Annotated in this window: 22 protein-coding genes; 18 read left to right on the top strand and 4 right to left on the bottom strand. The window is 56.2% G+C overall.

Annotated elements, in window-relative coordinates:
* The first annotated feature begins 31 nt into the window (after positions 1-31).
* Both JJQ76_RS18095 and JJQ76_RS03155 read left to right on the top strand, forming a co-directional pair.
* On the top strand, positions 32-253 hold the full coding sequence (locus JJQ76_RS18095; RefSeq protein WP_210395205.1) for a DUF2835 domain-containing protein: 222 nt from the start codon (positions 32-34) through the stop codon (positions 251-253).
* Between the two features lie 62 nt (positions 254-315).
* Positions 316-1,335 (top strand): quinone-dependent dihydroorotate dehydrogenase, encoded by a 1,020-nt coding sequence (locus JJQ76_RS03155; protein WP_210395204.1) that lies wholly within the window; start codon positions 316-318, stop codon positions 1,333-1,335.
* 61 nt (positions 1,336-1,396) lie between these two features.
* Here the strand turns inward: JJQ76_RS03155 and rmf are convergent, their stop codons facing one another.
* Positions 1,397-1,603, bottom strand: a complete 207-nt coding sequence (gene rmf, locus JJQ76_RS03150; RefSeq protein ID WP_210395203.1) for a ribosome modulation factor — start codon at positions 1,601-1,603, stop codon at positions 1,397-1,399.
* A 379-nt stretch (positions 1,604-1,982) separates the two neighbouring features.
* Here rmf and rlmKL point away from each other — a divergent pair, with 379 nt between their 5' ends.
* Complete coding sequence (rlmKL, locus tag JJQ76_RS03145; RefSeq protein WP_210395202.1) at positions 1,983-4,151, top strand: bifunctional 23S rRNA (guanine(2069)-N(7))-methyltransferase RlmK/23S rRNA (guanine(2445)-N(2))-methyltransferase RlmL; 2,169 nt, start codon at positions 1,983-1,985, stop codon at positions 4,149-4,151.
* Positions 4,152-4,180: 29 nt separating this feature from the next.
* On the top strand, positions 4,181-4,372 hold the full coding sequence (locus JJQ76_RS03140; RefSeq protein WP_210395201.1) for a hypothetical protein: 192 nt from the start codon (positions 4,181-4,183) through the stop codon (positions 4,370-4,372).
* 61 nt (positions 4,373-4,433) lie between these two features.
* On the opposite strand, the gene gltA is transcribed toward JJQ76_RS03140, so the two are convergent.
* A complete protein-coding gene (gene gltA / locus JJQ76_RS03135) occupies positions 4,434-5,711 on the bottom strand; it encodes a citrate synthase (protein WP_210395200.1) in 1,278 nt (425 codons plus the stop codon).
* Positions 5,712-6,137: 426 nt separating this feature from the next.
* Here gltA and sdhC point away from each other — a divergent pair, with 426 nt between their 5' ends.
* The 11 genes from sdhC (at position 6,138) to JJQ76_RS03080 (ending at position 19,489) form a co-directional block, all read left to right on the top strand.
* Entirely contained in the window at positions 6,138-6,515 is a 378-nt protein-coding gene (gene sdhC / locus JJQ76_RS03130; RefSeq protein WP_210395199.1) for a succinate dehydrogenase, cytochrome b556 subunit, read from the top strand.
* The gene (gene sdhD / locus JJQ76_RS03125; RefSeq protein WP_210395198.1) at positions 6,509-6,856 is read left to right on the top strand and encodes a succinate dehydrogenase, hydrophobic membrane anchor protein; all 348 of its coding nucleotides are present in this window, start codon (positions 6,509-6,511) and stop codon (positions 6,854-6,856) included. Before sdhC ends, sdhD begins: the two co-directional genes overlap by 7 nt.
* Positions 6,857-6,859: 3 nt before the next feature.
* Positions 6,860-8,632 carry a succinate dehydrogenase flavoprotein subunit gene (gene sdhA, locus JJQ76_RS03120; protein WP_210395197.1) on the top strand — a complete coding sequence of 591 codons (1,773 nt, stop codon included), beginning with the start codon at positions 6,860-6,862 and terminating at the stop codon, positions 8,630-8,632.
* A gap of 12 nt (positions 8,633-8,644) precedes the next feature.
* Complete coding sequence (locus tag JJQ76_RS03115) at positions 8,645-9,349, top strand: succinate dehydrogenase iron-sulfur subunit (protein ID WP_210395196.1); 705 nt, start codon at positions 8,645-8,647, stop codon at positions 9,347-9,349.
* Positions 9,350-9,661: 312 nt separating this feature from the next.
* On the top strand, positions 9,662-12,493 hold the full coding sequence (locus tag JJQ76_RS03110) for a 2-oxoglutarate dehydrogenase E1 component (RefSeq protein ID WP_210395195.1): 2,832 nt from the start codon (positions 9,662-9,664) through the stop codon (positions 12,491-12,493).
* Positions 12,494-12,541: 48 nt separating this feature from the next.
* Positions 12,542-13,750, top strand: coding sequence for a 2-oxoglutarate dehydrogenase complex dihydrolipoyllysine-residue succinyltransferase (odhB, locus tag JJQ76_RS03105; protein ID WP_210395194.1), 1,209 nt, complete (start codon positions 12,542-12,544; stop codon positions 13,748-13,750).
* A gap of 38 nt (positions 13,751-13,788) precedes the next feature.
* Complete coding sequence (gene lpdA / locus JJQ76_RS03100; RefSeq protein ID WP_210395193.1) at positions 13,789-15,225, top strand: dihydrolipoyl dehydrogenase; 1,437 nt, start codon at positions 13,789-13,791, stop codon at positions 15,223-15,225.
* Between the two features lie 114 nt (positions 15,226-15,339).
* Positions 15,340-16,506 (top strand): ADP-forming succinate--CoA ligase subunit beta, encoded by a 1,167-nt coding sequence (gene sucC, locus JJQ76_RS03095; protein WP_210395192.1) that lies wholly within the window; start codon positions 15,340-15,342, stop codon positions 16,504-16,506.
* Positions 16,507-16,509: 3 nt separating this feature from the next.
* Positions 16,510-17,382: a succinate--CoA ligase subunit alpha gene (gene sucD, locus JJQ76_RS03090; protein WP_210395191.1), complete on the top strand. Its 873-nt coding sequence runs from the start codon at positions 16,510-16,512 to the stop codon at positions 17,380-17,382.
* Positions 17,383-17,528: 146 nt separating this feature from the next.
* The gene (locus JJQ76_RS03085; RefSeq protein ID WP_210395190.1) at positions 17,529-18,524 is read left to right on the top strand and encodes a response regulator; all 996 of its coding nucleotides are present in this window, start codon (positions 17,529-17,531) and stop codon (positions 18,522-18,524) included.
* A 2-nt stretch (positions 18,525-18,526) separates the two neighbouring features.
* Complete coding sequence (locus tag JJQ76_RS03080; protein ID WP_210395189.1) at positions 18,527-19,489, top strand: GGDEF domain-containing protein; 963 nt, start codon at positions 18,527-18,529, stop codon at positions 19,487-19,489.
* A gap of 5 nt (positions 19,490-19,494) precedes the next feature.
* Here the strand turns inward: JJQ76_RS03080 and JJQ76_RS03075 are convergent, their stop codons facing one another.
* Positions 19,495-20,415, bottom strand: coding sequence for a hypothetical protein (locus JJQ76_RS03075; protein WP_210395188.1), 921 nt, complete (start codon positions 20,413-20,415; stop codon positions 19,495-19,497).
* Between the two features lie 106 nt (positions 20,416-20,521).
* Between JJQ76_RS03075 and JJQ76_RS03070 the strand changes: the two genes are divergently transcribed.
* The 3 genes from JJQ76_RS03070 to JJQ76_RS03060 all read left to right on the top strand — a co-directional run bounded on the left by JJQ76_RS03070 (position 20,522) and on the right by JJQ76_RS03060 (position 26,182).
* Positions 20,522-21,262, top strand: coding sequence for a DUF599 domain-containing protein (locus JJQ76_RS03070; protein WP_210395187.1), 741 nt, complete (start codon positions 20,522-20,524; stop codon positions 21,260-21,262).
* Positions 21,263-21,354: 92 nt separating this feature from the next.
* Positions 21,355-23,256 carry a molecular chaperone HtpG gene (htpG, locus tag JJQ76_RS03065; RefSeq protein ID WP_210395186.1) on the top strand — a complete coding sequence of 634 codons (1,902 nt, stop codon included), beginning with the start codon at positions 21,355-21,357 and terminating at the stop codon, positions 23,254-23,256.
* 181 nt (positions 23,257-23,437) lie between these two features.
* Positions 23,438-26,182: a bifunctional acetate--CoA ligase family protein/GNAT family N-acetyltransferase gene (locus JJQ76_RS03060; RefSeq protein ID WP_210395185.1), complete on the top strand. Its 2,745-nt coding sequence runs from the start codon at positions 23,438-23,440 to the stop codon at positions 26,180-26,182.
* A gap of 20 nt (positions 26,183-26,202) precedes the next feature.
* Here JJQ76_RS03060 and JJQ76_RS03055 read toward each other — a convergent pair whose 3' ends face one another.
* The gene (locus JJQ76_RS03055) at positions 26,203-26,487 is read right to left on the bottom strand and encodes an ArsR/SmtB family transcription factor (RefSeq protein ID WP_210395494.1); all 285 of its coding nucleotides are present in this window, start codon (positions 26,485-26,487) and stop codon (positions 26,203-26,205) included.
* Positions 26,488-26,642: the final 155 nt, after the last annotated feature.

The following is a 26,642-nucleotide window of genomic DNA, read 5'->3' as shown; positions in this document are numbered from 1 at the left end:
GTATCTCCGGTCCAATACAGTAGTTCGAGTCGTGCAGCAGATTATCGTTGATATCCGTATTTCGCCTGACGAGTACCTGCGTTACTACCGGGGCGAGGCCGGCGCTGTTTCCTGTCGCGCCAGGGATGGCCGCCGGGTGCGCTTTCCCGCTGCGTTACTGCGGCCCTACGTCGGGCGTGATGGGATTTACGGTAGTTTCTCGATCAGCTATGACTCGGCCGGAAAGTTTCAACGGATCGATAAAATCGCGTGACCGGTTAGCATCGCTAAAGGCTTTGCGTATAATCCGCAGCTGAATTTGCCGGAGCCTTGTCGATGAACTATTCCACCCTGCAGTCCCTGTTGTTTCGTCTTCAACCGGAAACAGCACATAGCCTCTCGTTGCGCGGTCTGGATGCGCTGGAGTTGACCGGTCTCAGCCAGCTGCTTTGCAAGCGCGTGGATGCGCCGGTGAGCGTCATGGGTATCACCTTCCCCAACGCAGTCGGTCTGGCTGCCGGTCTGGATAAAAACGGCGAGCACATAGACGGGCTGGCTGCCCTTGGTTTTGGCTTTATTGAGGTCGGCACGGTGACGCCCCGTCCGCAGCCGGGCAACCCTCAGCCGCGCCTGTTCCGGATCCCCGAGCGGCGCGCGATCATTAACCGCATGGGCTTTAATAACAAGGGTGTGGACTACCTGCTGCAACAGGTCGATAAAAGTCGTTTCGACGGCGTGCTGGGTATCAATATCGGCAAGAACTTCGATACCCCGGTGGAGCGCGCCACCGAGGATTACCTGCTCTGTCTGCGCAAAGTCTACAGTCGCGCCAGTTACGTGACTGTCAATGTGTCCTCGCCCAATACCCCCGGATTACGGAACCTGCAGTTTGGCGAGTCGCTGAACGAATTATTGGCTGCACTGAAAACGGAGCAGCAGCGCCTGGCCCGGTTTTATGGTCGCTACGTGCCTATCGCGGTGAAAATTGCGCCGGACATGAGCGATGAAGAGATCGACCTGGTCGCTCAGGCTTTGCGCCAGCATGAGCTGGATGCAGTCATCGCAACCAACACCACTCTGTCGCGTGAAGGCGTTGAGCATTCCAGCGTCGCGGGGGAAGCGGGCGGTTTGAGCGGTGATCCGGTACGTGGCAAGTCCACTCATGTGATTGCCCGGCTGGCAGATGCCTTGCAGGGGGCGCTGCCCATCATCGGGGTGGGAGGTATAGCCGATGGCGATTCGGCGCGCGAAAAGATCGCCGCAGGGGCGTCACTGATCCAGCTGTACAGCGGCTTCATTTATCGCGGACCGCCGCTGATCGCCGAAGCAGCCGGTGCGATTGCCGGCCGTGCCTGACGGCCAAAAACAAAGCCCGCATCAAGCGGGCTTTGTTTTCTACTCCTGAAAAATGACGGTGTCAGGGAATGGTCGGTGCGCAATGCAAACCTGATACGCCTTGATAGCCATCCCAATAGTCCGATCGACCCTGACGCCAGCCACTCATCCACTGTTCGCGGGTTTGGTTGACTTCGGTGGGGCACAGATCTCTGGATTTTCCTGCTCGCCCGGCACGGTATCCCCGTACATAGGCACGTGATGTTAAATCGCGTTTTTGTCTCTTCATTCAGTTATAGCCTCGTTTGTTCTAGTGATCTTTATTAACTCGGTCTATACATGCGGCGAGAACTGCTGGCGGCGCACCGCCTAACGCATGGCTGATCAGGTCTCAGCTCTTTTCTTGTATCTAATTAGCCGAGCGCTGTCGACCCAATCGAACGACCGTTTGTTTGCCGTTGGGCCATTCCTTGTTTAATTCAGTAATAAAAAAGTCATGAAAACAGTACGTTGAGCCTCGCTTGTCAATAATTGCAAACGCGTGAAAATAATTAATACAAAGCTTGGGACTACTCGCGAGATCTTCACGCTGCCGCGCAGCAATCGGTTTTATTCGTTCTTGATGCTATCATCCGCGGCTTGATACATACCCGCTCAGGAAGCTCACCTTGACCACGCCTACACCCGAACACGCCTATTTTGCCACCTGTCCCAAAGGGTTGGAGGATCTGCTGCAGCAGGAGCTGGGCAGACTGGGCTGCCACAGCAGCAAACAGACCGTTGCCGGCGTCTATTTTGACGGAGACTTGTCAGTGGCATATCGCGTCTGCCTGTGGTCACGTCTGGCAAACCGGGTTTTGATGCCGCTGGTTCGGTTTGAGCTCAACGATGCTGATGGCCTTTATGCTGGCGTTCAGCAGGTCCGATGGCTTGACCACTTGCGCCCCAGCGGCTCGCTCACGGTTGATTTCAAGGGGATGGGACGGGGTATTCGCAACACCCATTTCGGTGCATTGAAGGTCAAGGACGCGATTGTTGACCAGATCCGTGACGAAACCGGCCAGAGGCCGTCGGTTGATAAAAATATGCCCGATCTGCGGATACAGGTGCATCTGCATAAGGGTAAGGCCCAGGTGAGCCTCGACCTGTCAGGTGACAGTTTGCACCGGCGCGGATATCGCACCGCGGGTGCTGCCGCGCCGTTAAAAGAGAATCTGGCTGCCGCATTGCTTTATCGCTGTGATTGGCCGCAGTTGGCCGCAGAGGGGCGGCCCTTTATCGACCCCATGTGTGGTTCGGGAACCCTGCTGGTTGAAGCGGCACAGATCGCGCTTGATATCGCTCCCGGGTTGCAACGTCGCCGCTTTGGCTTTGAGCGGTGGCTGGGTCATGACAACCAGGCCTGGCAGGCGCTGAGGGCAGAGGCCGCCGCACAGCGTGACCAGGCGCTGGTCGCAGGAGCGTTGGAGATTCACGGCTATGATGCCAACCCGGATGCGGTCAACGCGGCACGCGGCAATATCAAGCGATCAGGGCTTGAGCGTTTTATTCGGGTTAGTCAGCGGGAGTTGGCTGAGCTCAAGCCGCTGACCCATAAAGCTGAGCTACCCACAGGGCTGCTACTGACCAACCCTCCCTATGGTGAGCGACTTTCTGACGTTCCGGTCATTACCTACCTCTATCAGCATCTGGGTGAGGCGCTGAAATGCCATTTTACGGGCTGGCAGGTCGGTGTCTTTACCGGTAACCCCGAGCTGGGTAAGGCTGTCGGCTTGCGGGCCGTCAAACAGTACAAGCTGTTTAACGGCGCGATTCCAAGCAAGCTGCTGCTGTTTCGCGTTGAAGAGGAACGGGTTATTCGGTCCGCTCGCTCTGATGCTAAGCCGGGTGAGGGCGCGGCAGTGGACAGCATGTTCGCCAACCGCCTTCGTAAAAACCTGCGTAATTTAGACAAGTGGGCACGCAAAGAGGGTATCAGCTGTTATCGGGTTTATGATGCCGATATGCCGGAATACGCGGTGGCCATCGATCGTTACGGCGACTGGGTGCATGTGCAGGAGTATGCCGCACCGGCATCGGTCGATCCGGTCAAGGCTATGGAGCGGCTGCAGGAAGTAATGGCGGTTGTTCCCTCCGTGTTGGCAGTGCCGGCAGACCATGTGGTGCTCAAAGAACGGCGCCGCCAGAGCGGTAAGTCGCAGTATCAGCGCCAGGATGCGCGCGAACAGTTCTTTGACGTTGAGGAGGGCGCAGCGCGGTTGCTGGTGAATCTGCATGACTATTTGGATACCGGACTGTTTCTCGACCATCGTCCGATCCGATTGTGGCTGGGTCAGAACTCCGGCGGCAAGCGCTTCCTCAACCTGTTCAGCTACACAGCGGCGGCGACGGTTCATGCAGCGCTTGGTGGGGCACGCAGTTCAGTAAGTGTCGACCTGTCTCATACCTATCTCGAGTGGGCGCGTAAAAATTTTGCACTGAACGGCTTGGGCGACAAGCTGCATCAAACGGTGCAGGCGGATGTGTTGCGCTGGCTGCAAACGGAGAGTGGCCAGTTCGATCTGATTTTCATGGACCCGCCCAGTTTTTCCAATTCCAAGCGGATGCAGGGGGTGCTTGATGTTCAGCGCGATCATGTCGCGCTGATCGAGGGAGCTATGGCTCTGTTGGCCTCTGGCGGGTTGCTGGTGTTTTCCAACAACCTGCGGCGGTTTAAGCTCGATTATGATGCCTTGGCTGCGTTCGATATCACTGACGTTACTCCGCGTACACTGGACAAGGACTTTGCGCGCAACAGCCGCATTCATCAATGTTGGGAAATTCGCCACCCTGACTAGACTGTAAGCAATACTCAATGAGGTTAGGTATGGCTGATCAACAATCGAATGCTGGCGAATCGCTAGCGGAAATCCTGCAGGACTGGGATGGCGAAGAGTTGATGGAAGGCGTCCAGATTGCCGCAAAGGCACTGGGAGTGAAATCGTTGCATGAGTGGCTGGAGCTTACCACCCAGGTGGAGGAGTACCAGCACCATCTGCATCCGGGCACCGAGGACTGATCCGTCCGGAGCAAACAAAAAAAGGCCGCTTCATAGCGGCCTTTTTTACGCGAGGGGCGGGTTAGCCCGGATAGTCGCGCATGGTCGGACCGGTGTACAGCTGGCGCGGACGGCCGATCTTGTTGGGGCTGGAGTGGAACTCGTTCCAATGAGAGATCCAGCCGATGGTACGTGACAGCGCGAAGATGACGGTAAACATATTGGTAGGGATACCGATCGCCTTCAGAATGATGCCGGAGTAGAAGTCGACATTCGGGTACAGTTTGCGCTCGACGAAGTATTCGTCTTCCAGTGCGATCTGTTCCAGTTGCTTGGCGATCTTCAGCAGCGGGTCGTTCTCCAGTCCCAGCTCCTTCAGTACTTCGTCGCAGGAGACTTTCATCACCTTGGCGCGGGGGTCGAAGTTGCGGTAAACCCGGTGACCGAAGCCCATCAGGCGGAAGGGGTCGTTGGGATCCTTAGCTTTGGCGATGAACTCTGGAATGTTGTCGGCATCGCCGATCTCTTCCAGCATGTTCAGTACCGCTTCGTTGGCACCACCGTGAGCCGGACCCCACAGGGCCGCGATGCCGGAGGCGATACAGGCAAACGGGTTGGCGCCAGAGGAGCCAGCCAAGCGTACGGTAGAAGTGGAAGCGTTCTGCTCGTGGTCGGCGTGCAGGATGAAGATTTTATCCATCGCCTTGGCCAGAACAGGGTTGGGTTTGTACTCCTCGCACGGAGTGCCGAACATCATGTAAAGGAAGTTCTCAGCGTACGACAGGTCGTTGCGCGGGAACATGAACGGCTGGCCCAGAGAGTACTTGTAACACATGGCCGCAATGGTCGGGATTTTGGCAACCAGACGGTAGGCGCAGACTTCGCGATGATGCTCGTTATCGATGTCGAGAGAGTCATGATAGAACGCAGACAGGGCGCCAACCACACCGCACATGATGGCCATGGGGTGAGCGTCACGACGGAAACCGTTAAAGAAATGGCTCAGCTGTTCGTGCACCATGGTGTGGTTTTTAACCGTGCTTACGAACTTCTCTTTCTGCTCGGCGTTTGGCAGTTCACCATTCAGCAGCAGGTAGCAGACTTCCATGTAGTCTGACTTTTCAGCCAGTTGGTCGATGGGGTAACCGCCGTGCAGCAGGATTCCTTTTCCGCCGTCGATGTAGGTGATGGCAGAATCGCAAGCCGCTGTAGACATGAAACCAGGATCGTAGGTGAACAGTCCTTTGCTGACCAGGGCGCGTACGTCAACAACGTCCGGGCCTTCAGTGCCGTGTAGCACTGGCAGCTCAATGGTTTCGTCGATGCCGTCTACCTTCAGATATGCTTTTTTATCAGCCATAAATGGCTCCTATCAGTCGCGTTATTTTATTGACAACCTCGTTGCGAGCTGGGTAGTTACTCACTTGTTTGGTGAGGCTCGGATTAAATGACCCAACCACTATAGAGTCAAAAAACCCAAAGTCAATTACACCAAAAGCCGTACTACCGCAGCGCAGCATGAGCGAATTTTCGGGCCAATTTGCCGGTACAGGTATTCCCAATTAGTTGAAAGTAAATCGGAGTGGGGTGGTCGGATAAACACGGGTTAGACCATTGGTCTACAACTGGGTTCGTTGTTTTTGCGGGGCGGAATCGATATACTTCCGCGGCGAAGTTCTGGGGGGTGGAAAGGATTTCGCAAGTCGAAAGCAGCCCTTCGAAACTCTTTAGCACGTCCTTCTAATCAGCTCCCTGAGAGGGAGCCAAGAGAGTGTGAATTAGAGCCGTGAATAAAACTAGACCTGTAAATCTCGATCTTCGTACGATCAAACAACCTTTGCCGGCGATTTCGTCGATTCTGCACCGCATCACAGGTGTGATTCTCTTCGTGGGAGTTGCCTTTATGCTGTTTGCGTTCGACCTGTCGCTGGAGTCTCAGCAGGGCTTTGACGCCGTTGCCGATATGTTCCAGAACAGCTTCTTTGCGAAGCTGATTGCCTGGGGCCTGGTATCCGCGTTGCTCTACCATTTGTTCGCTGGCGTTAAGCACCTGGTGATGGACTGTGGCTACTGTGAAGAGCTTGAGTCCGGCCGTCTGGCTGCCAAGGTTACCTTGGGTGCCGGTGTTGCCGCTGTTGTTCTGTCAGGAGTGTGGATATGGTAACTACAATCACAAGCTTTGGTCGTAGCGGCCTGTATGACTGGATGATTCAGCGCGCCACCGCGGTGTTGCTGGGCGTCTACAGTCTCTTTGTTCTGTGTTACCTGCTGTTTAATCCGGGCCTGGATTTCGAACAGTGGCGCGCACTCTTTGATCAGACCTGGATGCGGGTGTTTACCTTGCTGGCGCTGCTCTCCCTGGGTGCGCATGCCTGGATCGGTCTGTGGAGTGTCTCTACCGACTACATCAAGCCCACCGGCCCTCGCTTCCTGTTTCAGGTAATCTGCGGTACCGCGATGTTTACCTATCTGGTCTGGGGTGTTCAGGTTCTTTGGGGATTATAAGTAATGTCTAAACTTCGTACGCTTAGCTTTGATGCTATCGTGGTTGGCGGCGGCGGCGCGGGTATGCGCGCGGCACTGCAGCTGGCTCAGTCAGGTCTGAAAACCGCCTGTGTGACCAAGGTTTTCCCGACGCGCTCTCACACAGTATCTGCCCAGGGTGGTATTACCTGCGCAATCGCCAGTGCTGATCCCAATGATGACTGGCGCTGGCACATGTACGATACCGTTAAAGGTTCCGACTATATCGGTGACCAGGACGCTATCGAGTACATGTGTAGCGTGGGTCCGCAGGCGGTATTTGAACTGGATCACATGGGGCTGCCGTTCTCCCGTACCGAGTCCGGTCGCATCTACCAGCGCCCGTTTGGTGGTCAGTCCAAGAATTTCGGTGAGGGCGGTCAGGCTGCCCGCACCTGTGCAGCTGCCGACCGTACCGGTCACGCGCTGTTGCACACCCTGTATCAGGCCAACCTGAAAGCAGGGACCACCTTCTTTAATGAATGGTACGCCGTAGACCTGGTTAAAAACGCCAAGGGGTCTGTGGTTGGCTGTATTGCTATCTGTATCGAAACTGGTGAAACCGTCTATATCAAGGCGGCTGCGACCGTGTTGGCTACTGGTGGTTCTGGCCGTATCTACCAGTCAACCACCAACGCATTGATCAACACCGGCGATGGTGTGGGTATGGCGCTGCGCTCCGGTTTCCCGGCGCAGGACATGGAGATGTGGCAGTTCCACCCGACCGGTATCGCTGGTGCAGGTGTGCTGGTGACCGAGGGTTGTCGTGGTGAAGGTGGTTACCTGATCAACAAGGATGGCGAGCGCTTTATGGAGCGTTACGCACCGAACGCCAAAGATCTGGCCGGCCGTGACGTTGTTGCGCGCTCCATGGTGCTCGAGATTCTCGATGGTCGCGGCTGCGGTCCCGAGGGGGATCACGTGTTCCTGAAGCTGGATCACCTGGGCGAAGAGGTGCTGCATAGCCGTCTGCCTGGTATCTGTGAGCTATCCAAGACCTTTGCTCATGTCGATCCGGTTAAAGAGCCGATCCCGGTTGTGCCGACCTGTCACTACATGATGGGTGGTATTCCCACTAATGTGGGCGGTCAGGCGCTGAGCGTCGATGCCAACGGCAACGATGTCGAGATCGACGGTCTTTACGCTTGTGGTGAAGTGGCTTGTGTCTCTGTTCATGGCGCTAACCGTCTGGGCGGAAACTCGCTGCTGGATCTGGTCGTATTCGGCCGCTCTGCCGGTATCCAGATCGAGAAGACTCTCAAAGAGGGTTACTCGGCAATGGATGCCAGCGAATCAGACCTTGAGGCTGCCATGTCTCGTCTGGATCGCCTGAATAACAGCACCTCTGGTGAAAAAGTGGCTGAGGTTCGTGCTGATCTGCAGAAGACCATGCAGCTGTATTTTGGTGTATTCCGCGACGGCGAAAGCATGCAGAAAGGTCTGGGTATGCTGAAAGAGCTGCGCGAGCGGGTTGCAAATACTTATCTGGAAGATAAGAGTTTGGCTTTCAACACTGCGCGGATCGAGGCTCTTGAGCTCGACAACCTGATGGAGGTGGCTGAAGCGACTGCGATTGCCGCTGAAGAGCGTAAAGAGAGTCGGGGCGCACACGCGCGTAACGACTTTACCGAGCGTGATGACGAGAACTGGCTGAAGCACTCCCTGTTCTTCCCGGGTGAGAAGCGCGTTGGCAAGCGTGATGTTAACTTCGCGCCGAAGACCGTTGAAGCCTTCGCGCCCAAAGCGCGTACCTACTAAGGGGGTTATGACATGCTGGTAAGTGTTTATCGCTACAATCCCGAGGTCGATGATGCGCCTTACATGCAGGATATCCATATCGATATCCCGGGTGGGAAAGACATCATGGTGCTGGATCTGCTTCAGCTGCTGAAGGATAAGGATCCCAGTCTTGCTTACCGTCGCTCCTGTCGTGAGGGGGTGTGTGGTTCCGATGGTATGAACCTCAACGGCGTTAACGGCCTGGCCTGTATCACACCGCTGTCGGCGGTAGTGAAGGACGACAAGCTGGTTTTGCGTCCGTTGCCGGGACTGCCGGTAATTCGCGATCTGGTCGTGGATATGAGCCAGTTCTACAAGCAGTACGAGAAGATCAAGCCGTACTTGATCAACGATACGCCGGCACCGGCGATCGAGCGTCTGCAGTCGCCCGAAGAGCGTGAAGAGCTGGATGGTCTGTACGAGTGTATTCTCTGTGCATGCTGCTCCACCTCCTGCCCGTCGTTCTGGTGGAATCCGGATAAGTTTATCGGGCCGTCAGGTCTGCTGCAGGCTTACCGCTTCCTGGCCGACAGTCGTGATACCGCTACGCGTGAGCGTCTGGCTGAGCTTGATGACCCGTTCAGCGTGTTCCGCTGTCACGGCATCATGAACTGTGTCAATGTCTGTCCCAAGGGGCTCAACCCCACCAAGGCGATCGGAAAAATCCGGAATATGTTGCTTCAACAGGCAACCTGAACCGGACCGAAAAAATGGTGCGCATTGCGCACCATTTTTTTTGCCTGAAATATAGGCTTGCGGGGCGGAATCGCCTTTAGTTTGTTAGTAGAAAGCATTATATTTACAGGCCCTCAAGTCCTGTAGACTTGGCGCCGAATATCGTGTTGGCCCCCGCGGGTTTGCGGTATTCGCCATAACTAGACAAAAGCAACTATGAATCAGGGGGCGGCGTTCCCCGAGCGGGCCCGGCACGGCCGGATTGCGCTTCGTCAGTCGTTGAAATATGGGTTGCCCTTTGGGCGCCTGCTCCCTATGTACAGGGTCGTCTAAATGCAAGAAGGCATAATGGAGCTGATGTGGAAAAGCTCCCACTTTTCCGGTGGGAATCTGGCCTACGTCGAAGAGCTTTACGAGATCTTCCTCCGAGATCCGAACGCTGTCCCACCAGAGTGGCGTGAAGAATTTCAAAAACTCCCCCGGGTGCAGGAAACCGTCACTCAAGACGTTCCTCACTCTGCCATCCGCGAACACTTTCTGTATCTGTCCAAAAATCAGCGCAAGTCGCACCCTGTTCCCGTCTCCAGCGTAAGCTCTGAGCACGAGAAGAAACAGGTTCGTGTGCTGCGCATGATTAACGCCTTCCGGGTTCGTGGTCATCAGGTCGCTAATCTTGATCCGTTGGGACTGGCCGAGCGTGAGCAGGTGCCCGATCTGGATCTGCGCTTCCACGAGCTGTCTGAAGCAGACCTGGATACCACCTTCCAACTGGGTTCACTGTTTTTTGGCCCGGAAGAAGCGCCGCTTAAAACTATTATCGACGACCTGAAGCTGACCTACTGCGCTACTATCGGCGCCGAGTATATGCACATCGTTGATACCCAGGAGAAGCGCTGGATACAGTCGCGCCTGGAGCCGGTTCGCTCGCACCCGGAGGACGAGCCAGAGAAGAAGCGCATGATTCTTGAACGCTTGGTGGCTGCCGAGGGTCTGGAGAAGTATCTGGCCTCGCGCTACGCCGGTGCCAAAAGATTCGGGCTGGAAGGGGGCGAATCGCTGATAGTCTCACTGAATACCCTGGTACAGCGCGCAGGCAAGCAGGGCGCCAAAGAAGTTGTTATCGGCATGGCCCACCGTGGCCGGCTGAATACGCTGGTTAATATCTTTGGCAAGAATCCGCGCGAACTGTTCGAAGAGTTTGAAGGCAAGCGCACGCTGGAAACATCCGGTGACGTGAAGTACCACCAGGGCTTCTCGTCCAACGTGATGACTGAAGGTGGCGAAGTGCACATTGCATTGGCGTTTAACCCATCCCACCTGGAGATCTCTGCGCCGGTGGTCGAGGGCTCGGTACGCGCTCGCCAAGATCGTCGCGAAGACACTGTTGGCAGTACTGTAGTACCGGTCAATATCCACGGTGACCAGGCCTTCGCAGGCCAGGGCGTGGTGATGGAAACCCTGCAGATGTCGCAGACCCGGGCGTACAAGACCGGCGGTACCATTCATATCGTGGTTAACAACCAGGTTGGCTTTACCACCAACAAGCGTGAAGACTCCCGCTCGACCGAATACTGTACCGACGTTGCCAAGATGGTTCAGGCACCTATCTTCCACGTTAACGGTGACGACCCGGAAGCCGTGCGCTTTGTGACCCAGTTGGCGCTGGATTACCGTAACGAGTTCCATAAAGACGTGGTGGTCGATCTGGTGTGTTACCGTCGCCGCGGCCATAACGAAGCGGACGAGCCGTCCGGCACCCAGCCGCTGATGTATCAGCAGATCAAGAAACAGAAGACTACGCGTGAGCTCTACGCCGCCAAGCTGATCGCCGAGGGCGTGGTCAGCGATGAAGAAAACAAGGCGATGGAGGCCAGCTACCGCCAGTCGCTCGAAGATGGCCAGCATGTGGTCAACAGTTTGGTCAGCGAGCCGAATAAAGAGCTGTTCGTAGACTGGACTCCGTATCTGGGCCATGAGTGGACCCACGATTGTGATACCCGGGTAGATGCCGAGCTGATCAAGGATCTGTCCCATAAGTTGACCCAGATTCCGGAAGGTTTCGTGGTTCAGCGTCAGGTGCAGAAGATCTACGAAGATCGCGTCAAGATGGGTCAGGGCGCCATGCCGATCAACTGGGGCTTCGCCGAGACCATGGCGTACGCTACCTTGCTGGCACAAGGCCATCCGGTTCGTCTCACGGGTCAGGACGTTGGGCGTGGCACCTTCTCTCACCGCCACGCGGTGCTGCATAGCCAGAAGGACGCGTCCACCTTTGTGCCGCTGCAGAATCTGTCCGACGACCAGCCACGCATGACCATCCATGACTCCTTCCTGTCGGAAGAGGCGGTGCTGGCGTTCGAATACGGCTACGCGACTACCATGCCCAACGCGCTGGTGATCTGGGAGGCGCAGTTTGGCGACTTCGCTAACGGTGCCCAGGTGGTGATCGACCAGTTCATCACCTCCGGTGAGCACAAGTGGGCGCGCCTGTGCGGTCTCACCATGCTGCTACCGCATGGTTATGAAGGGCAGGGGCCGGAGCACTCATCGGCGCGGTTGGAGCGTTACCTGCAGCTGTGTGCCGAGCACAACATCCAGGTGTGTGTGCCGACGACTCCTGCGCAGGTGTTCCATATGCTGCGCCGTCAGGTGATCCGTCCGCTACGTAAGCCGCTGGTGGTGATGTCACCGAAGAGCCTGCTGCGCCACAAGCAAGCGATCTCTACTCTGGAAGAGCTGTGTGATGGTTCGTTCCAGACCGTGATTCCCGAGGTGGACGATCTGGCACCGAAGAAGGTCAAGCGCGTTGTGCTCTGTAGTGGCAAGGTTTACTACGACCTCTACAACAAGCGCGAAGAGCTGGGTATTGAAGACGTCGCTATTGTGCGCCTGGAGCAGCTCTATCCGTTCCCTGAAGCGGACCTGATGACGGCGCTCAAGCCCTATAGCAATGTCAAGTCGGTGGTCTGGTGTCAGGAAGAGCCCCTCAACCAGGGTGCTTGGTACTGTAGTCAGCACCACATGCGCAGCGTGCTGCATGAACTGAACCCGAAACTCTATCTCGATGTTTCTGCACGTCCGGCATCGGCAGCTCCGGCTTCCGGCTATATGTCGCAGCACGTCGAGGAACAAGAGAAGCTGGTTAACGATGCCCTCAACGGCTAACGGGCCGCGGCAGAGCCCCGTTAGATCGAATTAGATAAAGGAATAAACATGTCAATCGAAATCAAAGCGCCTACTTTTCCTGAATCCGTTGCAGACGGCACCGTTGCAACCTGGCACAAGCAGCCGGGTGAAGCCGTTTCCCGTGACGAGTTGATCGTCGATATCGAAACCGACAAGGTCGTTCTGGAGGTGGTCGCACCCGCGGATGGTTCCATCGCCGAGATCATCAAAGGTGAAGGCGACACTGTACTGAGTGACGAAGTGATCGCTATGTTCGTTGAAGGGGAAGGTGCTGCAGCTGCTCCGGCTGCTGCTCCCGCCGCTGAGGCTGCAGCCGCTGATGACGCCGACGGTGACGCCTTGGCCGGCCCCGCCGCACGTAAGCTGCTGGACGAAAACGGTCTCGACGCTTCACAGGTGCCTGGCACCGGCAAAGGTGGACGTGTTACTAAAGAAGACGTTGTTAACTACCTGAAAAACAAGCCGGCAGCGCCGGCTGCATCCGCTCCAGCCCCTGCGGCGACTGCTCCTGCAGTCAGCGTTGACGCCGGCGCACGGATGGAGAAGCGGGTTCCGATGACTCGCCTGCGTGCCACTATCGCCAAGCGGCTGGTGGAAGCGCAGCAGAATGCGGCGATGCTGACCACCTACAACGAAGTTAACATGAAGCCGGTCATGGATCTGCGTAAACAGTACAAAGATCTGTTTGAAAAGACCCATAACGGCACCCGTCTGGGCTTCATGTCCTTCTTTGTGAAAGCGGCAACCGAGGCGCTAAAGCGCTTCCCGGCGGTTAATGCATCCATTGATGGCAACGATATTGTTTACCACGGCTATCAGGATATCGGCGTCGCGGTATCCACTGAACGTGGTTTGATGGTGCCGGTATTGCGTGATACGGATTCCATGAATCTGGCTGACGTTGAGGCTACTATTGCTGACTTCGGCAAGCGCGGTCGCGATGGCAAGTTGGGTATCGAGGATATGCAGGGCGGTACGTTCACTATCACCAACGGTGGGGTGTTTGGTTCGCTGATGTCTACGCCTATCCTGAACCCGCCGCAGACGGCCATTCTGGGCATGCACAAAATCCAGGAGCGCCCGATGGCGGTGAACGGTCAGGTGGTTATCCTGCCGATGATGTATCTCGCGCTGTCGTATGATCACCGCATGATCGACGGTAAGGACGCGGTGCAGTTCCTCGTTACCATCAAGGATCTGCTCGAAGATCCGGCACGTATGTTGCTGGATGTATAACTAGAAACCCAAAAGGTTACTGATAGGAAACTCTGGACATGTCTCAAAAGTTTGACGTAGTTGTGATTGGTGCGGGTCCCGGTGGTTACGTGGCAGCGATTCGCGCCGCGCAACTGGGCCTGAAGACCGCGTGCGTGGAAAAGTGGGTTGATGATAAAGGTGCCACGATACTGGGTGGTACCTGCCTCAATGTGGGCTGTATCCCGTCCAAGGCGCTGCTGGATTCAACCCACAAATACCACATGACCCATGGCGAGTTTGAAGCTCACGGCATCAAAACCGGTAAGGTGACAATGGATGTTCCGGCGATGATCGCGCGCAAGGATCAGATCGTTAAGAATCTGACCGGCGGGATCACGGGATTGTTCAAGGCCAACGGTGTCACCCTGCTCAGCGGCAAGGGTAAAGTCCTTGCTGGCAAGCAGGTTGAAGTCACCAAAGCCGATGGCAGCACAGAAGTCGTTGATGCCGAAAATATTATTATTGCGGCTGGCTCCGTGCCGGTAAATATCCCGCCGGCACCGCTGACTGACGGTTTGATCGTCGATAACGAAGGTGCCCTGCAGATCACCAAAACGCCGAAGCGTTTGGGCGTGATCGGCGCCGGTGTCATCGGCCTTGAAATGGGCTCCATCTGGGCGCGTCTGGGTTCTGAAGTAACCGTGCTGGAAGCGATGGAGGAGTTTCTTCCCTTCGCCGACAAGGACGTTGCCAAAGAGTCACAGAAGATTCTTGGTAAGCAAGGCCTGGATATCAAGTTGGGTGCACGCGTTACCGGCACTGAAGTCAAAGGCAAGGCGGTCAAAGTTCAGTACACCGATGCCAATGGCGAGCAGGAGATCACCGTTGATACGCTGATCGTTGCTGTCGGCCGTCGTCCATACACCGAAGGCCTGCTGGCCGGTGATTGCGGTGTTGAACTGGATGAACGCGGCTTTATCTCTGTGGACGGCCAATGCCGTACCAGCGTACCGGGCGTATACGCTATCGGCGACGTGGTTCGCGGTCCGATGCTGGCGCACAAAGCGTCGGAAGAGGGCATCATGGTTGCCGATATCATTCATGGCCACAAGGCGCAGATGAACTACGACTGCATCCCCGGCATTATCTACACCCATCCGGAACTGGCGTGGGTTGGCAAGTCGGAACAGCAGCTGAAGGCTGAAGGCGTCAAGTATAAAGTGGGCAAGTTCCCGTTTGCTGCGTCTGGTCGCGCGATGGCATCTCACGATACCGAAGGTTTCGTGAAGCTGATCGCGTGCGAAGAGACTGATCGTATCCTCGGCTGCCACATTGTCGGCGGTCTTGCGGGTGAATTGATCGCTCAGGCGGTCATCGCGATGGAGTTCGGCTCCAGCGCTGAAGACCTGCAGCTGACTGTGTTTGCTCACCCGACCGTATCAGAAGCGGTTCATGAAGCGGCACTGGCGTGCGATGGTCATGCGATTCACGTCGCTAACCGCAAGAAGCGCTAAAGCTTTAGATTTCGGCCGCCTCAGGGCGGCCGACGAGTGTTTAGCGGCACTCACCACGGTGGTCGCTATTGCGATCACGGAATTTAATACACTGTAAACACAACGGATCTAGACATGAATCTTCACGAGTATCAGGGAAAACAACTGTTTGCCCAGTACGGCTTGCCGGTGTCCAAGGGAGAGGCGGTTGAAACTCCCAAGGAAGCGGCTGAAGCCTGTAAGCGCATCGGCGGCGACAAGTGGGTCGTTAAGGCACAGGTTCACGCTGGTGGCCGCGGCAAAGCGGGCGGCGTTAAGCTGGTTGACTCCCCTGACGAAGCCAAAGCGTTTGCGGAAAAGTGGCTGGGCGAGCGTCTGGTAACCTACCAGACAGACGCCAACGGTCAGCCGGTCACCAAAATTCTGGTCGAAACCTGCACCGATATCGCTCAAGAACTCTATCTGGGTGCGGTTGTCGACCGTTCCTCACGCCGTATCGTATTCATGGCCTCCACTGAAGGTGGTGTTGAGATCGAGAAAGTAGCGGAAGAGACCCCGGAGAAAATCCTCAAGGCGACCATCGATCCGCTGGCAGGTCCTCAGCCTTACCAGGGCCGTGAACTGGCCTTCAAACTGGGGCTGCAGGGCGACCAGATCAAGCAGTTCGTCAAGATCTTCATGGGTCTGGCGACCATGTTCAAAGATAAGGACCTGGCGCTGCTGGAGATCAACCCGCTGGTTATCACCGACGCTGGCAACCTGCACTGCCTGGATGCCAAGGTCGTGATCGACTCCAATGCCGTCTACCGTCACAAGGATCTGCAGGAGATGCACGATCCGTCTCAGGACGACGAGCGTGAAGCCAACGCCGCCAAGTGGGAGCTCAACTACGTGGCTCTCGACGGCACCATCGGCTGCATGGTAAACGGTGCGGGTCTGGCCATGGGTACCATGGACATCGTTGCGCTGCACGGTGGCTTCCCGGCCAACTTCCTGGATGTGGGCGGCGGCGCGACCAAAGAGCGCGTGGCGGAAGCATTCAAAATTATTCTGTCCGACGATGCGGTTAAAGCGGTTCTGGTTAACATCTTTGGCGGTATCGTACGTTGCGACCTGATTGCAGAAGGTATCATCGCTGCTGTTAAGGAAGTGGGCGTGGAAGTGCCCGTCGTGGTGCGTCTGGAAGGCAACAACGCTGAACTGGGTGCGCAGGTACTGGCCGATTCCGGTCTCGACATCATCGCCGCAACCAGCCTGACTGACGCGGCTCAGCAAGCGGTTAAAGCAGCGGAGGGGAAATAAGCAATGAGCGTACTGATCAACAAAGACACCAAGGTGATCTGTCAAGGTTTCACCGGTGGTCAGGGTACATTCCACTCCGAGCAGGCGATCGCTTACGGCACCCAGATGGTGGGTGGTGTAACTCCTGGAAAGGGCGGTCAGACTCATCTGGGCCTGCCGGTATTCAACACCGTTGCGGAAGCCGTTGAAGCGACTGGCGCCGATGCGTCCGTTATCTACGTACCGGCTGCATTCTGTAAGGATTCTATCCTGGAAGCGGCTAATGGCGGCATCAAGCTGATCGTGTGCATCACCGAAGGCATTCCGACTCTGGATATGCTGGAGTGCAAGGTCAAGTGTGACGAGTTGGGCGTTCGCCTGATCGGTCCGAACTGCCCGGGTGTCATCACTCCCGGCGAGTGTAAGATCGGCATCATGCCCGGGCACATCCACCTGCCGGGTAAAGTCGGTATCGTTTCGCGCTCCGGTACCCTGACCTATGAAGCGGTTAAGCAGACTACGGACGCTGGCTTCGGTCAGTCCACCTGTGTCGGTATCGGCGGCGACCCGATCCCGGGCTCCAACTTCATCGATATCCTGAAGCTGTTCCAGGAAGATCCGCAGACTGAAGCGATCGTCATGATCGGTGAAATCGGCGGTACTGCTGAAGAAGAAGCGGCCGCTTACATCAAAGCCAACGTCACCAAGCCGGTTGTGTCCTACATCGCGGGTGTCACCGCACCGGCTGGTAAGCGGATGGGCCACGCCGGCGCGATCATCTCCGGCGGTAAAGGCACCGCTGACGAGAAGTTTGCCGCTCTGGCCGACGCCGGTGTTAAAACCGTACGTTCTCTGGCCCAAATTGGTGATGCACTGAAAGAAGTTACCGGCTGGTAACACCCCCGGTGCAGATAAAAAGAGCGGCTCCGGCCGCTCTTTTTTTGTTTATGGTTCGGGTATTGATTTAGATCTATGCTTGAACTCGCGTCTGGCGCTACCTTCTTCACGCCCGTTAGTTCCGTCTCTCTTACTGGATAGTTGTAATGTCGTTACCAGTTCTGATCTGTGATGATTCCGGATTTGCACGCAAGCAGCTTGCACGCTCTTTACCTACCGACTGGGACGTGGATATCAGTTTTGCCGCAAACGGGATCGAGGCGGTGGCCGCCATCGAAGCAGGCAAGGCCGATATTCTGTTTCTTGATCTGAATATGCCGGTGATGGACGGCTATCAGGTGCTTGAAATTGTCCGTGCGCGCGATCTGCCTACCATGGTTATCGTAGTTTCCGGGGATGTGCAGGAACAGGCCCGGGCACGGGTGCAGGAGCTTGGTGCGCTCGATTTTATCATCAAGCCTGTCAATCCGGCGGTGGTTGAAGAGATTCTTGCCCAGTATGGCGTGCTGGAGGAGCTGCGAGGTTCGACTCGCCAGGTTGTCGACCTGGAGTTTGATCTCAACGAGGGCTACCAGGAGGTCGCCAACGTGGCGATGGGGCAGGCCGCTGCACTGTTGGCCAAAGTGCTGGGCGTGTTTGTGGATCTGCCTATCCCCAGGGTTGACCGGATCAGGAAACGGGATCTGCCTGCCCGTGTGGGCACCATCGCAAAGTCGCAGCCATGCTCGGTGGTTAGTCAGGGATTTGTTGGCTGCAGCGTTTCCGGTGAGGCGCTGCTGCTGTGTTCCGATGCGCAGTTCGCCGACATGGCGCAGATGATGGCGGTCGAAGCCGAGCTTTCGCCTGCGCTCGAAGTCGATCTGTTGATGGATGTGAGCAATGTCTTGATCGGCGCCTGTTTGGCTGGATTCAGGGAACAGTTGGATCTGAGTTTCAGTGTTGGTCACCCTGCGGTGTTGGCCCGCGGAAGCAATTTAACTGATCAGCCGTTGCTGCAGACGGACAGCGAGGTGGAACTGTTGGTGATTGAGATCCATTACGGCATCAAGGAGTACGGCATGAACTTTCATCTGTTGCTGATGTTTACCGCCGAGTCGCTGGTCTCTTTGGAAGAGCGGATCGGTTTTCTGGTGGAGCAGTAATCATGAACAACGTGCTGGATGTCTCGGAGTTGCACTGGATGCTTGATGCGATCCAGCGCATCGAGGTGGGGCTGGTCATCATCGACCGAAGTTACCGTATCAAGGTCTGGAACGGGTTTATGGAACACCACTCGGGTATCAGTCCCAGTCGCGCCCACGGCCGGGTTCTGTTCGAGCTGCTACCTGACCTTCCCCGGGACTGGTTGCAACCCAAACTGGACACAGTGCTCACCCTGAATACCTCCATCTATTCGACTTGGGAGCAGCGCAGCCAGCTGTTCCGGTTTGAGCCGGTTCGCCCCATCACCGGTGACTCCAAAATCATGTACCAAAACGTCACCTTATCGCCGCTCGGGTCGGTCGACGGCGGCTGCGATCACGTGTGTTTGACCGTTTACGATGTGACCGACGAGGCTCTGGGTAAAATTGGCATGGAACGGGCGAACCGCGAACTGGCGATTCTCAGCAGCACTGACCGCCTCACCGGACTGTTTAATCGAGGCCACTGGGAGCAGCAGTTGCAGCGTGAATTCAAACGCTTCCAACGTTATGGTGCGGATGCCTCGCTAGTGATGCTCGACATCGACCATTTCAAACGCATCAACGATGGCTTTGGTCATCAGGCTGGCGACGAGGTGATTCGCACCCTGGGACGGACCATCCTCGAAGCCGTACGTGACACTGATGTTGCCGGTCGCTATGGCGGCGAGGAGTTCGCGATCATTCTGTCCGACACCAGTGTCGATGGTGCCGTGGCATTTTGTGAGCGGTTGAGGGTGGCGGTGGAACAACTGGCCGTAGAGCACGACAGCAGGCCGATTCCCTTTACCATCAGCCTCGGTGTTGCGCGCATAGAACCAACCTATGGCAATCCTGATATCTGGCTGTCGCATGCAGATCAGGCGCTATATGCGGCCAAAGAGAGCGGCCGTAACCGGGTGGTTAGATTTGACACCATGGGCTAGCATCGCTAGTCGGCTTCCAAATGCCAGTCGCCATCACCGGAGCGGCAGATCGGCAAACGTTTGTCGAATAGCGATCGCCCCTTTTTACTGGCCTCAAAGCGCACAATGCGGCACTCGGTATCGTCTGTCATCTCTATGCTCAGGAGCTCACTCTTGCCCCGCACGTCGGTCTTGCGATTGCGCCAGCTGTCCTGGGCTCCAACTGCGGGCGCGTTAACTACCTTGTGGCCTGATTGCCGCAGCAGTTCCATATCGTCTGCGCTGAGTTCGGAGGTGCCGAAAAGACTACTACTGAGGCCTCTCATGATGGAGAAGGGCGCGGTTACCAAGCCGGTGAATACACCCGTTACAGCACCCTCTGATGCCTTTCTGCCAGCCACTTTGGCCTCGGCAATGAGATCCTCGGCGCGATCCATCAGGTCGGGCAGTGCTTCCCGGGTGGCATCAATTTCCTCCAGGATTTGCGGCGTCAATTCGCGCACCGCTGCCACCTCAGTGGTAATCAGCGGGACAGTTTGACGCCAGCTCTCGCTCTCGCGAGTGATTGTTGGTAGCGTCTCGCGCACGGCTGAAACCTCAGCCAGTACCTCGGGTAGCGCTGCTCGGATTTCAGTCGCCTCGGCGATGGCGCTTTGTGCCAGCGCGCGAACAGCGGCGACCTCGGCAAGCAGTCCGGGCAGGGTTTCCCTTAGAGCGGCGCTTTCCTCAAGAATCGGGGGGATCTCGGCGCGGCTCAACTCAATCTCGTTGATAATCGAGGGAAGCAGTTCGCGCCACTTGGCCATCTCGCCCGTTACCTGCCCGACCTGCTGGTCCAAGCGGTCCAGTCGTTGTAACTCTGAGCGCCAGAACAGCAACACAGTGGCGAGATAGGCGATGCTGAGTGCGATCGCGTAAGAGGAGGTCGTGCGCAGTAAAGTGCTCATTGGTGGGTCCTGAATGCTGCTGTCTTGGCGTTTGGCGGGCCTGCTGGAGTCATCGGGTTGGCCGTGCTAGGGTTCGCATACCGTTCCTGTAAACGCTGCTAAGTGTATGTCTAATCTGCTTCAATCGCTCGACTGGCTGAACATTATTGCGGTGGTCTGGTTTCTGCTCTGCTTTAACGGCTATGCCTATTTTGCCATCCACCGGTCGCGTCATACGCCCTGCCTGGCGAATGTCTTGCACCTTTACCGGGTTGACTGGATGCGGCGCATGCTGGCGCGCGAGGCGCGCATTGCTGACACTTCAGCCATAGCCAACCTTGAACGCAGCGTAGCGTTTTTCGCCTCCAGTACCATGATAGTGCTCGCTGGTCTGTTGACCGTGATGGGTTCATCCCAGGAGGCGATTGATATCGTGGCTGAAATTCCGCTAGTGGCAACCCACACCAAGCAGGAGTGGGACCTCAAACTCGGTGTGGTCGTAGTGTTGTTTATCTACGCCTTCTTTAAATTTACCTGGAGTCTGCGCCAGTACGGATTCTGTTCCGTGCTGGTGGGGGCGGCCCCGATGCCTGCAGAGAACCCGGGCGAGGCGGAGCTGAATGCGTTTGTGGCCAAGGCGTCCAAGATGATCTCTATGGCGGCTAATAACTTTAATATCGGTTTGCGCTCCTACTACTTCAGTCTGGCGATGCTGGGGTGGTTTGTGAATGCCTGGGTGTTTATGGCGTTATCCGCCTGGGTTGTGGTGGTTCTGTATCGCCGCGAATTCAAATCGTCGGCGTTGCAGACCCTGACTCTCAGCATGGCCAGCCGGGAAGATTACACCGTCGGCTTTCTCAACGAATAAACCCGACCGTCCGGTGGTTGAAATGCTTGGGAGCGACCCCATCTTAGGTGGCTGTTAGGTATTTACTTGAAATCAGACTGGGTTTTAAAGGCATGACCACTGAGACACAAAAAGAGACGCTTGGCTTCCAGACAGAAGTGAAGCAACTGCTTCACTTGATGATCCACTCCCTTTACAGCAACCGCGAGATTTTTCTGCGGGAGCTTATTTCCAACGCTTCAGATGCGGCGGACAAGTTGCGCTTCCAGGCGCTTTCCAACGATGCCCTGTATGAGAACGACGGCGATTTGCGCATCCGCATCAGTTTCGATAGTGAAGCTGGTACGCTGACTATCGATGATAACGGTGTTGGCATGAATCGCGAGGATGTGGTGGCTCATCTGGGAACGATTGCCAAGTCTGGCACCTCTGAATTTCTCTCTCAACTTAGCGGCGACCAGCGTAAAGACTCGCAACTGATTGGCCAGTTTGGCGTGGGCTTCTACTCTTCGTTTATCGTTGCCGATAAGGTTGAGGTCTTTACGCGCAAGGCTGGTGATGACGCGGCTAACGGCGTTCACTGGCAGTCAGCGGGCGAGGGTGAATTTGAAGTTGGCACTATCGATAAGCCCGAGCGTGGTACGCGCATTGTGCTGCACCTGAAAGAAGACGCCAAAGAGTATGCTGATGGTTGGCGACTGCGCAGTCTGGTGCGCAAGTACTCGGATCATATCTCGCTGCCGGTGGAGATGCTTAAGGAACAGCACGGCGAGGAAGAGCAGAAATCTGAGCCAGAATGGGAAAGCGTTAATGCTGCCACAGCCTTGTGGACCCGTTCACGCTCCGAGCTGAAGGACGAGGAATACCAGGAGTTTTACAAGCATGTTTCCCATGATTTTGAGAATCCGCTGACCTGGAGCCATAACCGGGTCGAAGGGAAACTGGAGTACACCAGCTTGCTTTACGTCCCGGGTCGCGCTCCCTTCGACCTGTGGAATCGTGATGGAGCTCGCGGCCTGAAGCTGTACGTGCAGCGCGTATTTATCATGGACGATGCCGAACAATTCCTTCCTCTTTACCTGCGGTTTATCAAAGGGGTCGTTGATTCAAATGACCTTTCTCTGAATGTGTCACGCGAGATTCTGCAAAAGGATCCGGCCATCGACTCCATGCGCACAGCGTTAACCAAGCGTGTGCTGGATATGTTGGCCAAGCTGGCCAAAAACGAGCCTGAGCAATACGCAACATTCTGGAAAGAGTTTGGTGCGGTGATCAAGGAGGGGCCGGCCGAGGACTACGCCAATCGCGACAAGATTGCCAAGCTATTGCGTTTTGCCACAACTCATACCGGCCAGGACATTCAGGACCAGTCGCTGGCTGATTATGTCGAGCGGATGAAAGAGGGGCAGGAAGCGATCTACTATGTGGTTGCCGACAGCCATAAGGCCGCGGCCAGCAGCCCCTATCTGGAGATCTTCAAGAAGAAGGGGATCGAGGTGTTGTTGCTGTCTGACCGGGTTGATGAATGGCTGATGAGCAACCTGCATGAATTTGACGGCAAAGCGTTCAAAGATGTCGCCAAGGGTGATCTGGACCTGGGCAAGGTCGAAGACGAGCAGGAAAAAGCTGAGCAGGAGAAAGCCAGCGAAACCTTCGCCTCTCTGGTTGAACGCAGCAAGAGTGCGCTGGGCGATCGGGTTACCGACGTACGCCTGACCCACCGTCTGGTCGACTCTCCCGCCTGTCTGGTGGTGGGAGAGCATGATATGGGTGCGCAGATGCGCCGAATCATGGAAGCGGCGGGGCAGAAAGTGCCTGACGCCAAACCCACCTTTGAGCTGAATCCCGAGCATCCGTTGGTCGTGAAGCTCAACGATGAGACGGACGAAGATCGTTTCCGTGACCTGACGCTGGTGCTGTTTGATCAGGCCTGTCTGGCGGGTGGCGAACAGATCGACGACCCGGCGGACTACGTGCGGCGTCTCAACAGCCTGTTGGTGCGACTGTCCAACTAGATGTTGAAGCAGGGTCCTAAAAAGCCGCGCCATAGAGCGCGGCTTTTTCTATCTGTCAGGCTGGTGTTCCTATTGATCCCAATCATGCAGTAGCGGAACTAAGTGAACAGTTTTGTTTTGCTGCAGCGCAATAACCGCTAAACTTTGGTCTTGATGTTGGAATTTTGCGAGAACATGCTACGTGGCCACCAAGTATCTTAAACGCTTTTTTAAACCCCAATCCATCGCCGTTTTTGGCGCCTCCGAACGCGACAACAGCATGGGTGGCGTGGTGTTGAAGAACCTGCTGGAGGGCGGCTTTGGCGGCAAACTGATGGCGGTTAACAAGCAGGGGTACGAGCAGGTATTTGGTGTGCCTTGTTATCAGGGAGTGGCGGATCTGCCAGAGATGCCGGATCTGGCCATAATCTGTTCGCCGCCAGACGCCGTGCCGCACATAATCCGCAAACTTGGGGCCAACCAGGTGCGCGCCGCAATGATTCTCACCGGCGGGCTTTCCAAAGCACAGAACGAAAACATGCAGCCGCTAAAAGACGCGGTGCAAGAGGCGGCCCGTCCCTATGGCATCCGTATTCTGGGACCCGACTGCATGGGGTTGCTGGTTCCCGGCCACAATATGAACGCCAGCTATTCCCACCTGAACATCAAAAAGGGCAAGGTGGCTTATGTTGGCCAGTCCGGAATTCTCGGCACGGCCATGATCGACTGGGCAAACGGGCAGGGGATCGGCTTTTCCAACTTCCTTACGCTTGGTGGCAGCGTGGATGTTGACCTTCCCAGCGTGATCGATTATCTGGCAGGGGACCCTTACACCCAGGCAATTCTGATTCAGGTGGATACCGTTCAGGCCTCGAGCCACTTCATTTCCGCGTTGCGGGCTGCGTCCCGCAACAAGTTGGTCCTGGTGCTGAAAAACAACGGCACCATGTTAACCCAGGATGCCGCGGCGCTTCTTCCCCCCGGTATTGATAGTGTTGATCATGTTTACGATACCGTCTTTAATCGGGTTGGTGTGGTGCGCGTAAACAGCACCGATGAGCTGTTTGATGCGCTTGAGACGCTTACGACGGTCAAGCCACTGCGCGGTCAACGTCTGGCGATCATGGGCAACGGCATGGGGCCAAACCTGATCGCTGCGGAGCGCTTGCTGAAGCACGAGGGCAAGTTGGCGCGCCTGACCGATGCGACTATCGAACAGCTGGCCAGCTTGTTACCCGATTTCTGGAACCGCGACAATCCGGTCGATCTCAATGCTGACGCCACCCCTGAGCTGTTTGCCTCAGTGAGCAGCATCCTGCTCAAGGATGACAACGTAGACGCCGTGTTAGTGGTCCATGCGCCCACCCGTCTGGCGCCCAGCCTGGAAACGGCAGAGGCGGTCTGTGAGGTTGCCAAAGGAACCCGTCGCAACCTCCTCACCGTGTGGATGGGGCGCAGTACGGCGATCGCCGCACGTAATCTCTGCAACGATGCCAAAGTGCCGACCTTTATCACCCCTGAAAAGGCCGTTGAGGCCTTTATGCACATGGTCGAGTACCGCCGCAACCAGGAGCAGATGCGGGAAACGCCTGCCGCCATGCAGTTGCAGGACAATCGTGAGAATCAACGTCAGGCGCGGCAGATTATCGCCAAAGCGCGGGAGATGAAGCGCGATTATCTGCGTCATGAAGAGGTATGCACACTGCTGGATTGCTACGATCTGCCGGTGGCCAGCACCTACTATGCCGATGACATCGAGGGTGTCGTTGAGGTCGCCCGGCACCTGGGTGGGGCGGTGGCGGTCAAGGCGCTGCACCGGGATAATCGCTACCCCTTCAGCTATGATCACCAGCCTGGACAGCGCTGGCGTGACCTGGCGCTGGATCTTTACTCCATTGCCGAAGTTCGTCATTCGGTGACCAAGCTGGCTTATCGCGTTAGTGAGCGCTACGGCGAAGACGACGCCCGTGGCTACTGCATTCAGCAGATGAAACGTGGATTCCAGTCGCTGCAGATCAGCGTGGGGATAACCCGGGATCCGGTGTTTGGGCCGCTTATCTTCTTTGGCGCCGGCGGTTACAACACCGATGTTCTGGCCGATCGTCAGGTCCGTTTGCCGCCACTCAACGAGAGTCTGGCGCGGGGATTGCTGAAACGTTCGCGGGTGTACAACTTTCTCAAAGAAAACAGTTACCGTTTCAGCGAGGATGTCACCCACCTGTGCGAGCTGCTGGTTCGACTTTCGCAGATCGTGGTCGATCAGCCGGAGATCAAAACCCTTGAGATCAACCCTCTGCTGGTCAATAAACGAGGGTTGCTAGCGGTTGATGCCTGTATCTCCCTGGGCGAGCCTTGCGCGCCGGCGATCGCTCCGTATCCTGATCATCTGGCAGAGACTCGGCAGCTCAAGCGGAGCAAGCGCGAGGTGCTATTGCGGCCGATCCGAGGTGAGGATGAACACAACCACCTGGAGTTCTTCAAGCAACTGAGTCCCGAGTCTATTCGGCTGCGCTATTTCTACAGTCGCGGCGAGCCGACACATATGGAGTTGGCCAACTGGACCCAGATAGATTACGACCGTGAGATGGCGTTTATTGCGACAGCGGAGCGTAGCGACGGTCAGGCGGGCACCGAAACGCTCGGCGTAGTGCGCACCACGACCGATCCGGACAACGTTAGTGCAGAGTTTGCGGTGGTGATTCGTGACGACTTGCAGGGCGAAGGGCTGGGCGTGATGCTGATGCAAAAGATGATCGACTACTGTCGTGCGCGCGGTACGCTAAGGATTATGGGTACTACACTACCGGCCAATCACGGAATGCAGAAACTGGCGCGCAAGGTCGGCTTTGAAAACCGTTTTAATGCCGAAGAGGAGGTGGTGGAAATGGAGCAGATGCTGAATGAACCCACCGAAGATTGGCAACGTACCCGTTTACAGCATCACTAACACGGAATTGCTGCCCGAACTCAAGCGTCCGGGCAGAACATATCATGCAGGGTTCTGATCACACGGCTGGCGGTATCTCCCGCCAGAGAATAATAGATGGTCTGGGAGCAGCGGCGGGTGTTAACCAGACCGTCGCGGCGAAGTACTGCCAAGTGTTGTGACAGGGCGGATTGGCTCAGGTCGAGGTTTTCGTTCAGTTCAGAAACTGACAGTTCCTTCCCATCCAGAAAACAGAGGATCATCAGTCTGTTTTCGTTGGCTAGCGCTTTCAGCAATTGCGCAGCCTGACCAGCATTGGCGCGCATGTCATCAATCGGCAGCGAGGTTCTGGCTACTACGTCCAAGCATCTTTCTCCATGTGTAAAATGATTGATGTAATTCGATAAAAAATGTAACTCATTCCCTTTTTTTTTACAAATGGTCAATGAATGATCATGTGAATTGTGCGTTTCGTCGAGTT

The organism is Motiliproteus sediminis, assembly GCF_017912535.1.
GTDB lineage: Bacteria > Pseudomonadota > Gammaproteobacteria > Pseudomonadales > Balneatricaceae > Motiliproteus > Motiliproteus sediminis.
Note: the sequence above shows the minus strand (reverse complement) of the source record. Positions and strands in the feature narration are given on the sequence as shown.

Bases quoted from the DNA above. Each gene is read 5' to 3' on its own strand.
- JJQ76_RS03155 (WP_210395204.1), top strand. From the start codon at position 316: ATGAACTATTCCACCCTGCAGTCCCTGTTGTTTCGTCTTCAACCGGAA.
- rmf (WP_210395203.1), bottom strand. From the start codon at position 1,603: ATGAAGAGACAAAAACGCGATTTAACATCACGTGCCTATGTACGGGGA.
- JJQ76_RS03140 (WP_210395201.1), top strand. From the start codon at position 4,181: ATGGCTGATCAACAATCGAATGCTGGCGAATCGCTAGCGGAAATCCTG.
- gltA (WP_210395200.1), bottom strand. From the start codon at position 5,711: ATGGCTGATAAAAAAGCATATCTGAAGGTAGACGGCATCGACGAAACC.
- sdhD (WP_210395198.1), top strand. From the start codon at position 6,509: ATGGTAACTACAATCACAAGCTTTGGTCGTAGCGGCCTGTATGACTGG.
- sdhA (WP_210395197.1), top strand. From the start codon at position 6,860: ATGTCTAAACTTCGTACGCTTAGCTTTGATGCTATCGTGGTTGGCGGC.
- JJQ76_RS03115 (WP_210395196.1), top strand. From the start codon at position 8,645: ATGCTGGTAAGTGTTTATCGCTACAATCCCGAGGTCGATGATGCGCCT.
- JJQ76_RS03110 (WP_210395195.1), top strand. From the start codon at position 9,662: ATGCAAGAAGGCATAATGGAGCTGATGTGGAAAAGCTCCCACTTTTCC.
- odhB (WP_210395194.1), top strand. From the start codon at position 12,542: ATGTCAATCGAAATCAAAGCGCCTACTTTTCCTGAATCCGTTGCAGAC.
- lpdA (WP_210395193.1), top strand. From the start codon at position 13,789: ATGTCTCAAAAGTTTGACGTAGTTGTGATTGGTGCGGGTCCCGGTGGT.
- sucC (WP_210395192.1), top strand. From the start codon at position 15,340: ATGAATCTTCACGAGTATCAGGGAAAACAACTGTTTGCCCAGTACGGC.
- sucD (WP_210395191.1), top strand. From the start codon at position 16,510: ATGAGCGTACTGATCAACAAAGACACCAAGGTGATCTGTCAAGGTTTC.
- JJQ76_RS03085 (WP_210395190.1), top strand. From the start codon at position 17,529: ATGTCGTTACCAGTTCTGATCTGTGATGATTCCGGATTTGCACGCAAG.
- JJQ76_RS03080 (WP_210395189.1), top strand. From the start codon at position 18,527: ATGAACAACGTGCTGGATGTCTCGGAGTTGCACTGGATGCTTGATGCG.
- JJQ76_RS03075 (WP_210395188.1), bottom strand. From the start codon at position 20,415: ATGAGCACTTTACTGCGCACGACCTCCTCTTACGCGATCGCACTCAGC.
- JJQ76_RS03070 (WP_210395187.1), top strand. From the start codon at position 20,522: ATGTCTAATCTGCTTCAATCGCTCGACTGGCTGAACATTATTGCGGTG.
- htpG (WP_210395186.1), top strand. From the start codon at position 21,355: ATGACCACTGAGACACAAAAAGAGACGCTTGGCTTCCAGACAGAAGTG.
- JJQ76_RS03055 (WP_210395494.1), bottom strand. From the start codon at position 26,487: ATGCGCGCCAATGCTGGTCAGGCTGCGCAATTGCTGAAAGCGCTAGCC.